Origin of the sequence: Legionella resiliens (assembly GCF_021344005.1) — a bacterium.
GTDB classification, from domain to species: domain Bacteria; phylum Pseudomonadota; class Gammaproteobacteria; order Legionellales; family Legionellaceae; genus Legionella; species Legionella resiliens.
Window position 1 is genome coordinate 683,174 of the sequence record NZ_JAJTND010000004.1, and the last position, 11,653, is coordinate 694,826.

Genomic DNA, 11,653 nt, shown 5'->3' on the forward strand with positions numbered 1-11,653 from the left:
ATTAGACTACTAGTTATAAGGTATTGCATTCTAAATTGGATTTCATATGAAAAACATCAACTAAAACATCTTTAAAATGTGTTCTTTTCAAGTGCTCCATCCCAACTTTTTGTACCACCTTCTTTGAAGCAATATTATCTATTTGAATAATAGAAATTAAATGTGTCAGGCCTAACTGTTTAAATGCATAGTCTCTTATAGCTTTGGCTGCTTCAGTAGCAATTCCTTTACCCCAGGAAGCCCGCTCGAGCCGATATCCAAGTTCAATATATAATTCTCCATCAACGGTTTGCTCTAATAAGCCACAAAAACCAAGGAGATTTTTATTGTCTTTCAGTGTAAGTGCTAATAGGCCAAAGCCTTGCTCTTTATATGAAGCTATCCATGACATCATTTGCTGTTGTACTGTTTCTCTATCAAGAGGTTTTCCTGTACCTATAAAACGCATTACTTCTGAATCCGCACATATTAACGAAAAATGATCTAAATCAGCTAAAGTAAAGGGACGAAGTAATAATCGTTCTGTTTCAATTTTAAGATTGGGATCAAATGTTCTTACTGAGGTAGCTTTCATTTAAAATTCTTTTTATGGAGGTTCCCTTAATTCTAAATTGTCTATTTGATTTTTTCATCCCCTATCCCGGCAGCTAAAAATTAAACTAATTTAATTTATCCTAAAATAGGACGAGCTGAGTTTAAAAATGCGATGTGCTTTAGTATCATGCGCGCTAATCTTGGGTAGGGTATTAATTATTCGAGGGATTAAAATGAGAACTCCAATTACAATTCGTTCTGCGGCTATAAAATATTATCAAACAGCAAAAGTTAAACTGGATAATTCAGAAATTGACAGTAATGAAGTCAAAGAAGCAATCGAAGATTTTAATAATGCAATCAATAAAATTATGGAATTACAAGAAATTGCCAAAGTAGAAGGGTTAAACAGCCAATATTATTTTACTGCTGAAGATTATAGACTTTTAAGTCTTGCTTCTATTGGTATCGCACGCTCCTATGATAAAGTAACCAACGGAGTACAACAAGGTGATATTGACTATAGATTAGAGATGGCAACCCGTTATTTAGAGTTAGCAACTAAGGATCTCATTGCCGATCACCTAACCCAAAATAAACAAGAATCGCCACATGTGGCGCTTTCCATGTTAAAAACATCCCCATCATCAAATTCTTTAGTACACGATACATTAGAGTCTTCGATCAAATACGAATTGAAATGAGGTTTCTTAAACTTCTATAACTAAAACTGGTCAAAGTAACATCCTATAGACTATAAATATCTATAGGGTACATTTTGCTTCTAGAGTTTTTATGGATAAAAAATATAATATCCTTTATGTTGATGATGAAACGAATAATCTTACCGCTTTCGTCGCAACATTTCGTCGTCAATTTAATGTGTTTACAGCTACTTCAGGACGCGAAGGTATGGATATTATGCGCCAAAATAATATTCAAATTGTTATTACAGACCAAAGAATGCCAGAAATGACCGGGGTACAATTTTTGGAATCGATTATTCCTGAGTATCCCAACACCATTCGTATGATTTTAACGGGTTTTACTGATGTTGAAGCAATTATTAAGGCGATCAATACAGGTCGAGTATTTCGCTATATTACTAAACCCTGGGATCCAATTGAGTTAAAGATAAATATTGATACCGGCCTGAAGATGCTGGGCCTTGAAGAGGAGCGTTTGTCTTTAATTGAAAAACTGAATCAAGAAGTTCTTTATCAAAAACGGATTTTAGAATTGTTTCAAAAATACGTACCTAAAAATATAGTCGATGAAATTTTAAATGATCAGGGGGATAACTCACTTATTCGCGGTGAATACCGTATTATTTCTGCCATGTTTGCAGACATACGCCAATTTACCTCGATATCAGATAAGTTGGGGCCTGTGAAATCTGTGGATGTACTCAATGCTTATTTTGAATTAATGAGTCAAAAAATACGGGACTATCATGGCAGTGTTAATAAATTAATTGGTGATGGAATCCTAGCTTTATTCGGTGCACCTGTTTCGCATATCGATAACCAGTTGAATGCGGTACTTGCAGGATTAGCAATGCTCGATGCGTTGAATGAGTTTAATGACAAATACCGTGGTGAAATAGGTCGTGATATCGCTATAGGAATTGGTATTAATACGGGAGAGGTAATCGCAGGTAATGTAGGTACTAGTGAACATATGGAATACACTGTGATCGGCGACACCGTAAATATTGCATCACGCATAGAGTGCCTTACTAAAGACAATCCCAATACTTTATTGATTAGTGAAACGACTTATAAACCTATTGCAAATGAAATTCTGGTTGAAGAAATAGGGCCCCAGGTAATTAAAGGTAAAGAGGGAAAAATCAAGCTTTATAGAGTGCTTGGTAAGAAAACATGAACCTTAATTCCATAAAAACGTGGCGGTTTTGGTATCAGAATATAATTACAGTTTTTTTATACACCATAAGCGGGTTTGCAAGTAATATTTGGGTCATTCCAAATACAATGGTGACACCCCTTTGGCTTCCCTCAGGCGTTGCACTATCTATGGTTCTTTGGTATGGGAATCACGTTTTTTTCGGGGTAGTTGCTGCTGAAATAATTGTTACTGCGGTACTAGGTAATTTGCTGTCCTGGGAGAACTGGGTTGCGTCTACAATCATAGGAATTGGTGCTGGATTACAGGCAGTCTGGGCCGCTCAATTTATTCAATATTATACTCGGACTAAAACCCCATTTTATACCGTCAGAGATGTTTTAATTTTTACATTCGGGGGTGATTTCCTCTTTTCCCTTGTCAGTTGCACCATTGGTATTATTTCGCTGACGCTATTTGGCTTAATTAAACCAGAACAAATTCTGAATAATTGGTTTGTTTGGTGGATTGGGGATGCTGTAGGTATTATTGTGATCACACCGCTTATCCTGACCTGGTACCAAAGTAAACTCACTTTCAATGTGAAGCAATTTCTTGAGTATGCGCTCTTAGTCGTTTTATTAGGTTGTACTATGAGTATGATCTATATGTTGCATTATCCTTTAGCTTATATCTTGCTGCCTTTCTGTGTATGGTCTGCCGTACGTTTCAGTACTCGATTAGCAACAATCATGGCATTTTTAATATCGATTTCTGTGCTCTGGCTTGAGATACATGGCTATAAGGAATTTGATTTTGCTAATATTTCAACCAGTCTATTATTTTTACAAGCGTTTGTTGCAGTTATATTCTTTACTACCTTAATCTTGTCCGCCGTGATTACGGAACGCAAAAAAGCACAAGAAGAACTACTGCAAGCAAATATTGAGTTGGAATCACGTGTGGAACAACGTACACGCGATCTTAATGAAAAAAACATCCAGCTCAATCATGCGTTAGATACGTTAAAACAGGCAGAGACCCAACTCATTCAATCGGAAAAAATGTCTTCTTTAGGGGTATTAACTGCAGGAATTGCACATGAAATTAACAATCCGGTTAATTTTATTTCTGCCAATATTGGCCCATTAAAAAATGATATCGAAGACATTGTGCAATTGTTAAATAAATATGGTGAAATTACTCCTGAAACATTAATAAAAGAAAAGTTACAGGAAATCGCAAAATATAGCGACGACATTGATCTGTCTTTTACCCTACAGGAAACGCATAATTTACTTGATGGCATTGAAGAAGGCGCACGACGTACAGCAAATATTGTGAAAGATTTACGTACTTTTTCTCGGCTTGATGAAGGAGAGAAGAAGCACGTTAATATTCATGACAACATCGACTCTACATTAACGTTATTGCACAATCAATTTCGCGATCGAATTACCATCAATAAAAACTATAGTGATATTCCCGAAGTAGAATGTTTTCCAGGGAAAATCAATCAAGTATTTATGAATATTCTTACAAATGCAGTGCATGCAATCCCGGAACAGGGAGAAATTACTATTACAACCAGTAAGAGAAATGATCGCATTTTAATTAGTATTCGTGATACAGGGACTGGGATGAGTAAGGAAACAATAGCAAGGATTTTTGAACCTTTTTTTACTACTAAACCCGTTGGCAAAGGGACAGGTTTGGGTTTGTCCATTTCATACAGTATTGTTCAAGAACATCATGGAACTATTTCAATTAACAGTGTCAAAGGAAAAGGAAGTGAATTTATTATTACTCTGCCCATCAAATAGCTTTCACTGAACTGGGTATAAAGTGATGAAACGTTCTTTCTTAAATCTGCTGTGTATTTACACAATGTTTTGCTTAAACTATTTACCAAAATATTTATTATAAAGAGTTAAATAAGTTCCATCAGTTTCTATTTGTAATAAGGCTTTATTAATTTTATCAATGATAGGAGCATTCTTTTTAAGCGCAATTATTCCATATCCATTTCCCGTAACAATAGGGTTCCCTATAAGTTGAAAGCCATCTATGGTTTTGTTGAGTAATAGATATCTGGCAACATGTTCATTCAATAAAGCGGCATCAACCTCTCGATTGCTTACAGCTTGTATTAATGCCGTAACTTGGGAATATGTTTTAATGTTTTTTTGGGATGTATAATTAGGGAGAATATTATACTGGAACGAAGTTGCTTGAAGCGCCCCAATTTTTTTATCTTTAATATCCTCTGTTGAATTGATATTTGAACCTTTTAATACTACAAATTGTCCTCTACTTGTCATATAAGGCAGACTGAATATGTAGTCTCCTGACTCAGTCGAGGAAATAGGACTTGGTAACGTGGTAATGTCTATAACCCCATCATTTAAATCTTTGAACTGTGAGTTCAAATCGGTTCCTTTGAAGGTACAGGTTGCATTAATGCGTTTGCATATTTCATTCATCAGGTCGATACTGAAACCAAAAAAGTGATTGTCTACATCTGCTGATGAAAAAGGAGGCGCAAATTTTAAAACACCCACAATGAGTTGATCGCTGTAGGCAAAGATACCGTGGAACAAGAGGGTTATAAAAACAATTTGCCTAATGAGCTTCATGCTATTTATCCATCCTTTGCATATTAAAACTCTAGTTTGTCAGGAGCTGGTTGTCAATTAGCATTGTTTTTTTATATTCATATACGCAAAGAACTGAATCAAATCATCCAGATCCTTGTCGGATAAAGACTGTTTATCTGAACCGCTCATTCGTCCTTGTGGAAGTGAACGAACTGATTTGGGATCACGAATAAATTTTTTTAATTGGGTTATGTTCGGATAATAATCTAATGGATTTTTCGGACAGTTCAAATCCGGACCAATCTTACTTTTTCCAAAGTGATTCATCATGTGGCAACCTTCACAATGACTAATATAAATTTTATATCCATTAGCAATGGATGAATTTGTTGTTTCGGGAGGAGCAAGAACCTGTTGATAATTGAATTTTCGAATAATCTTTACCGTAATAACACTCCATGCCCAATATTCATTTGATATATAGGAGCGTTTAGGATAAAGCCAAATAATTTCATAAGGACCTGCAGTAAGTCCCGTATGATTATCAATTATTGGCCATTTTGACGCAGGTTCTATAGCCAACATCGCGATGGAGGCATTCTTACTGCAATCCATGATTTTAAGTGCCGGTACATAGACATGAAAATTATCTTTGGCTATGAATTCGACGATATCGTGTTGTCTAATGTGAAAGGGGGCAAGCAGTTTGCATAAGGGGATCACTTTATGATGCATGATTTTGTTTGGGTAGGCTCGATCATTGTTAATAGTGACTTGGGTAAGATTTGGATGAGACAACAAAGCAGAGTTAGTTAGAGTGAATGATTGTTCCGGAGTAATAATACGAAGTGTGGCATATGATGATTCGGTTGCGGTAAAAGCAGTTTCCCATATCAGCCAGATACTAGCCAATAAAAGAATACATTTCAGTCCCTTCACGTTAACTCCTGGCTTTTAATTGTTTTATTTAAATACAACCAAATTACTTTTACACAGATGTGGAAATTTTTCCAGAAAAATAAAATAGGTTTGTTGCCACGACTTGATCCAATTTTGCAGAACCGTAGCTTGGCCGCTTCCAGCTGAATCTTACCAACCCAGCTCTACTCCTACCTCCCGCGCTTTATGCTGCGGTATCCAGAGGATCTTGCTCTAGAAATACTCAGCGGCATCTTAAAATATCGTTCTGGATACCGCGCATAAAGCGCGGTACGTAGGAAAGCAGTACGTAGAGAAATTTAAATCATGATAAATTTAAAAAACTGACGATCGTTCAGGGTCTGTTTACCTGAGGTATCGTCAATTTTGAGAAACCTCCACTAAATTTTTCGCCTACCTACCGCGCTTAATTTCTTCGTCTACGTACCGCGCTTTATGCGCGGTATCCAGGAGATCTTGCTATAGAAATGCTCGGCGGCATCTTAAAATATCGTTCTGGATACCGCGCATAAAGCGCGGTACGTAGGAAAGCAGTACGTAGAGAAATTTAAAGCAGTACGTAGAGAAATTTAAAGCAGTACGTAGAGAAACTTAAGTGGTACATGATAAATTTAAAAAACTGACGATCGTTCAGGGTCTGTTTACCTGAGGTATCGTCAGTTTTGAGAAACCTCCACTAAATTTTTCGCCTACCGCGCTTAATTTCTTCGTCTACGTACCGCGCTTATCTCCTGGATACCGCGCATAAAGCGCGGTACGTAGGAAAGCAGTACGTAGAGAAATTTAAATCAGTACGTAGAGAAACTTAAGTGGTACATGATAAATTTAAAAAACTGACGATCGTTCAGGGTCTGTTTACCTGAGGTATCGTCAGTTTTGAGAAACCTCCACTAAATTTTTCGCCTACCTACCGTGCTTAATTTCTTCGTCTACGTACCGCGCTTTATGCGCGGTATCCAGAAGATCTTGGCTAAACACTGGACCCCGCGGACAAGCCTCGGGGCGTAGGCAGAGATGATCAAGAGACAGTATTTACTCAGTGGATTAATTTGAGTTATGTATTTTGATGGATCCCTGTCTACGCGGGATGACAGTCTACTTATTTCTTTAAAGAATACTCAATTTTTCGCCTACCTACCGTGCTTAATTTCTTCGTCTACGTACCGCGCTTTATGCGCGGTATCCAGAAGATCTTGGCTAAACACTGGACCCCGCGGACAAGCCTCGGGGCGTAGGCAGAGATGATCAAGAGACAGTATTTACTCAGTGGATTAATTTGAGTTATGTATTTTGATGGATCCCTGTCTACGCGGGATGACAGTCTACTTATTTCTTTAAAGAATATACAAGTTGATTTAAAAAATTTATAAATCGAGTCTGGCGTCTTGATTTTTACATTCACACTCATCATAGTGCAGACCTGACCTTTGAGGGGATTTACAAAAACATCATAGTTAATACATTTTTAAGCAAGGAGTATGATAAATGGGCTACAAATTTCGCTTGAGCTTTGCGTTTTTATTGAGTGTGCCGTCGTTCTTGTTTGCAGATGATACCCTTATTTTTGCTGTTGATATTATTCGACATGGTGACAGAACACCAATTGTTCCACTTTCAGCTGTAAATTACCAATGGCAGGAGGGTCCTGGCCAGCTAACTGCTGAGGGGATGCAGCAAGAATATAAAATGGGTATGGAGTTCCGTAAAAAATACATTGAACAGGCACATTTATTGCCCGAGCATTACGAACACGGAACAATGTATGTACGTTCTACAGATTATGAGCGTACGCTTATGAGCGCTGAGTCATTATTAATGGGATTATATCCGCCCGGTACAGGACCAAATACTTCGGAGTACTCTCTTCCCGCTTTACCGTATGCTTTTCAACCCATTCCTATTTTTAGTGCGCCGTCTAAATATGATGAGGTGATTGTTCAACAGGTAAGTTCTGCAGAACGAGCAAAATTGATGGAGCAGTATGTGTATTCAACAAAAGAATGGCAAGAAAAAGATAATGAACTCAAGAGCAAGTATCCTCTCTGGAGTGCTTTATCAGGTGTTCCAATTAAGAGCTTGACTGATCTTGAATTACTTGGCGACGCTTTATATATTCATCAAATACATAACGCACCGATGCCCATTGGATTGAGCACCCAAGATGTTGAATCAATTATCAGTGCGAGTAATTGGGCTTTTATGGCTCAAGAAAGGCCACATCCAGTAGCAACTGCTTACAGCACCAAACTTATGACCCATATCGCTAATTATCTCAACAGCGGCAGTCAGAAAAAATCCAAGCTCAAATATGTTTTGTTATCTGCGCATGATACTACAATAGCGAGTGCACTGAGCTTTTTGGGGGCTCCTTTGGAGACAGCACCCCCTTACGCTTCCAATCTCAATTTCTCACTTTATGAAAGTGATGCAAATTATTACCTGGTAAAAATCACTTACAATGGAAATCCTGTTTCAATTCCGGCATGTGGTGGGGCTACTTGTGAGCTGCAACAATTTATCAAATTGGTGAATAATTCTAAAGCAAAGGGATGTTAGGAAATAGGGTTGTATCGGTACATAACGACTAAAGCCTATTCATTGGTAATACTAGTAGATGCGAAATATTCACTGCTATTTTATTGAAAATGACTTAGGATGCGATTGTTCAGTTATCCGACAGTCATTTCTATGTACTGGCATTGCAGCCATAATCCAACTCAATCTGTAATAACTTTAGACATAGTGATTAAAAAGTAATATACTTTTGAGTATACTCTTTTCAGTATTATCTAAGGATAAGCCATGCCTTCTAGTAACTATTCAGATGAATTAAGTACCTTAAGAAAAAATATATCTACTCTTAACGAAATATACGATGAGAATCAAATAAAAGAATTATTTTTAGAGGCTGTGCGATTAGGGAGTATAGAGCTGGCTCATCAACTGATTAATCATGATAAAAAGAATAGGTTTTTAAAATTTGAGCGAGACCCATTCAGCAAGGGTGATTCAATTCAGGAAATGCTCCTAAAAGTTGAAAAATTAGAAGAGCTGGATTCGAAAATTCAAAGATTAAATATTAATTCAGATGAGATGGAATTGAAGCAATTAATGACTGAAGCGGTTGAGTTAGGTTCATTGGAGCGATTAAAAGCCATTCATAAAATAAAACCAGAAATAAGACTTGCTGAAATTGAGGTTGAAAAACAGGGTAAAAAATTAAATCTATTATTTTGTACTGGAACTAATCCTTCTCCAGAGTTAATTAGTTTTCTTATAGAAAATAATGTGCCAATTAGTGTTCATGCAGATGCAACGCAAAAAAAACCTAGTTATTTTATAGATAGCCTTATTAATAACAACCGAAAAGCAAGTTGGGAAGCAAGACGAGAAGCAATTAAACAAGCATTAATTCAGTGCCCTCAAATTCTCTATTCAGACTTTGGGTTTGCGAACCCCTCTCTTATAGCAGAGGCCTCAATGAGGCAAGATTCAGATTTTATAAAATTTCTACTCACTCAAAATTATCCTGTAAATAGAGATGATTTAACCTATATTCTGAGAAACTTTGAGGACATTAGCCTCTATGAATCTGCGGTTCAAAAATTTTTATCCCAAGATAACAAAATAGAAATTTTATCTGTTTCCTTTAATTCTTTAGAAGACTATATGCGGTTACCTTTAGGAAACAGCTTCTCACTCAATATATTTCAACATCTATATGAAAAATCTAAACCGCTGATAACTAATTTACCTGGACTAATGCAGCTTGCTATTAATCAGGGAAATGAAAAAGCTTTAGATTTTTTAATTCAGGAAAATAAGGGGGTTATACCTGAGGATATTAAAGTTTCTCTTTTTGAAAAACATAATGTCAGATATATATTGCAGCATAACCTTACAGAGGAATATAAAAAATTTATTAAAAATCAGGAAATAGACTCTGTATTAATGAAAATGTTTATGATTTCTGGATTAGAGGATACATTAAAATTAGTTGAGATTTTAAAAAGTAGTTCAGAGTTTTCTAAAGAAAACAGTAAATTAGAGAAATTTAAAGACGATGTTATTAAATGTGGAAATTTATTTTTTAGAAACATTTCATCCACCGCCAATTCAACCTCAGCAAGACATGCCCGTCATGATAGTGATCGAGCAAAAAGTCAATTTAAATTTGGTATGCTCCTTAGTGAAACAATAGATAGTGCACGTGGAAAGCCATCAGAGTTTCAGCAAGACTATACCCAAGTAATGGATTTTTTTGCTAGTGAAAGAGCATCTGTAGCACGGGCGGGAGGAGCAGGTCGCGAGGCGGCACATTTTGAAATAGTAAGAACAAAGAAAAGTATAGAAGCTGATTATGATCCTGATGTTATGGCTCAGCAAGGTAGAGCCCCAGTTACTTCACTTATGGGAAATGGAGATTATGAATTAGCGAAACCAATAATGAATGCAGTTTTTAAGGCGATAAATGATGGAAGCGCAACTGGAGTAAAAAAATTAACTGATACAAGTTACCAATTAACTTATGAAGCTAATGGAAAAACTTATGGTTTGACTACAGTAAGTTTCGGAGGAATACAGCATCAAACATTAAGAAATGCAAACAGTTTTCATCAATGTTTATGGATACATACAAATCTTGTTGCTTTAGGTGAACTAGAAGGCCAGATGGCCAAGCTGCATCAAGAGCTTTTTAATATGCACATAGATAAAAATGATCCAGAAAGCATAAGTAAATATTATGATAAGCTGGCTGAGGCATATTGGTTGGGTTCTAATTTAATGCGTACGGCAAGGGGTAATGCAAGTAACATGACCAGTTGGCTTGAGTTTATGAATCGCCATCATTCAATGCCCTCTTTATACACTAAAATGGATGTTCCCATGCTAGATAATGTTGCTATTAGTATGCCGTTAACCCAATTTAAAAGAGACTTTAGGGCATTTTTTGAAATGGATAGCAAACTTTATTTAGCTGCCAAACAAGAGTTTGATGAGAGAATAAATGAATTAACAGCTTATTATAAAAAAACCTTTAATACCGAAGATGAATTTGATACGAAAAAGATGGTTTTTGATTTACAAATGAAAGCATCACAAGCACCTGAAAAAGAGAGGAAATATATAGAAGAAACTTTAAAAAAATTAAATTTTTATGATGATAATTTTGCGAAAAAAATTGATTTTATAAAAGATATTAAGGCATTTGTTGATGGGATTCCATATCATGCAAATCAAGAGAAGAACAGGGCTTTAAATACTATAAAAACCGGACTTAAAAATATTAAAAATAGTTCTGATATAGATGAGATTATTGAGAAGGTTCATGCTTATATTGCTAAAGGTGAGCTAGCACGTCAACATGTTTTCTTTAATAAAGCCAATAAGGCAGGTGTTTTAGCGGTAGCTCTTCTGAACAAATACGATTTTTATGATCGAGGCAAAGTGGTATCAAAGTTAACTAGTGAGTCGCAAAAAAAACTATTTCTAGAAGTTTCAGAGCCCTCAAAGCTAGTAACCATCCAGAAAAAATTTGATAAAGAGCAAGAATCTAAACATTCTAAATTCATATTATTTAAAGGAGTGCTCAGCTCTATATCTACTGATAAAGAGGATAGCAAAGAAGATAAGCAGAATACGCCCTAAGTGAATAAACGTAATTCTGACAGTTGTTGAAGTAGAGCCAAGTTATATTCATAATACTTGGGTGCCTAATTCAAATCTCTTGCTTGGAA

General features: G+C 36.1%; 8 protein-coding genes. 5 read left to right on the plus strand and 3 right to left on the minus strand.

Going from position 1 to position 11,653, the window contains the following annotated elements:
• Window positions 1-13: 13 nt before the first annotated feature.
• Window positions 14-574 (minus strand): GNAT family N-acetyltransferase, encoded by a 561-nt coding sequence (locus tag LXO92_RS08485; protein WP_182352222.1) that lies wholly within the window; start codon window positions 572-574, stop codon window positions 14-16.
• A 193-nt stretch (window positions 575-767) separates the two neighbouring features.
• On the opposite strand from LXO92_RS08485, the gene LXO92_RS08490 reads away from it, so the two are divergent.
• The 3 genes from LXO92_RS08490 to LXO92_RS08500 all read left to right on the plus strand — a co-directional run bounded on the left by LXO92_RS08490 (window position 768) and on the right by LXO92_RS08500 (window position 4,202).
• Entirely contained in the window at window positions 768-1,238 is a 471-nt protein-coding gene (locus tag LXO92_RS08490) for a hypothetical protein (protein WP_232890780.1), read from the plus strand.
• Between the two features lie 91 nt (window positions 1,239-1,329).
• Entirely contained in the window at window positions 1,330-2,421 is a 1,092-nt protein-coding gene (locus LXO92_RS08495; protein ID WP_182352226.1) for an adenylate/guanylate cyclase domain-containing protein, read from the plus strand.
• Complete coding sequence (locus tag LXO92_RS08500) at window positions 2,418-4,202, plus strand: MASE1 domain-containing protein (protein ID WP_232890781.1); 1,785 nt, start codon at window positions 2,418-2,420, stop codon at window positions 4,200-4,202. The genes LXO92_RS08495 and LXO92_RS08500 overlap by 4 nt, the downstream gene beginning before the upstream one ends.
• A gap of 78 nt (window positions 4,203-4,280) precedes the next feature.
• On the opposite strand, the gene LXO92_RS08505 is transcribed toward LXO92_RS08500, so the two are convergent.
• Window positions 4,281-5,015, minus strand: a complete 735-nt coding sequence (locus LXO92_RS08505; RefSeq protein ID WP_182352230.1) for a transporter substrate-binding domain-containing protein — start codon at window positions 5,013-5,015, stop codon at window positions 4,281-4,283.
• Window positions 5,016-5,072: 57 nt separating this feature from the next.
• Window positions 5,073-5,915, minus strand: coding sequence for a c-type cytochrome (locus LXO92_RS08510; protein WP_232890782.1), 843 nt, complete (start codon window positions 5,913-5,915; stop codon window positions 5,073-5,075).
• A gap of 1,485 nt (window positions 5,916-7,400) precedes the next feature.
• Between LXO92_RS08510 and LXO92_RS08515 the strand changes: the two genes are divergently transcribed.
• Together LXO92_RS08515 and LXO92_RS08520 are read left to right on the plus strand one after the other, a co-directional pair.
• Window positions 7,401-8,471: a histidine phosphatase family protein gene (locus LXO92_RS08515; protein ID WP_232890783.1), complete on the plus strand. Its 1,071-nt coding sequence runs from the start codon at window positions 7,401-7,403 to the stop codon at window positions 8,469-8,471.
• A gap of 246 nt (window positions 8,472-8,717) precedes the next feature.
• Window positions 8,718-11,564 (plus strand): hypothetical protein, encoded by a 2,847-nt coding sequence (locus tag LXO92_RS08520; RefSeq protein ID WP_232890784.1) that lies wholly within the window; start codon window positions 8,718-8,720, stop codon window positions 11,562-11,564.
• The last annotated feature ends 89 nt before the right edge of the window (window positions 11,565-11,653 follow it).

Bases quoted from the DNA above. Each gene is read 5' to 3' on its own strand.
- LXO92_RS08490 (WP_232890780.1), top strand. From the start codon at position 768: ATGAGAACTCCAATTACAATTCGTTCTGCGGCTATAAAATATTATCAA.
- LXO92_RS08515 (WP_232890783.1), top strand. From the start codon at position 7,401: ATGGGCTACAAATTTCGCTTGAGCTTTGCGTTTTTATTGAGTGTGCCG.
- LXO92_RS08495 (WP_182352226.1), top strand. From the start codon at position 1,330: ATGGATAAAAAATATAATATCCTTTATGTTGATGATGAAACGAATAAT.
- LXO92_RS08520 (WP_232890784.1), top strand. From the start codon at position 8,718: ATGCCTTCTAGTAACTATTCAGATGAATTAAGTACCTTAAGAAAAAAT.
- LXO92_RS08500 (WP_232890781.1), top strand. From the start codon at position 2,418: ATGAACCTTAATTCCATAAAAACGTGGCGGTTTTGGTATCAGAATATA.
- LXO92_RS08485 (WP_182352222.1), bottom strand. From the start codon at position 574: ATGAAAGCTACCTCAGTAAGAACATTTGATCCCAATCTTAAAATTGAA.
- LXO92_RS08505 (WP_182352230.1), bottom strand. From the start codon at position 5,015: ATGAAGCTCATTAGGCAAATTGTTTTTATAACCCTCTTGTTCCACGGT.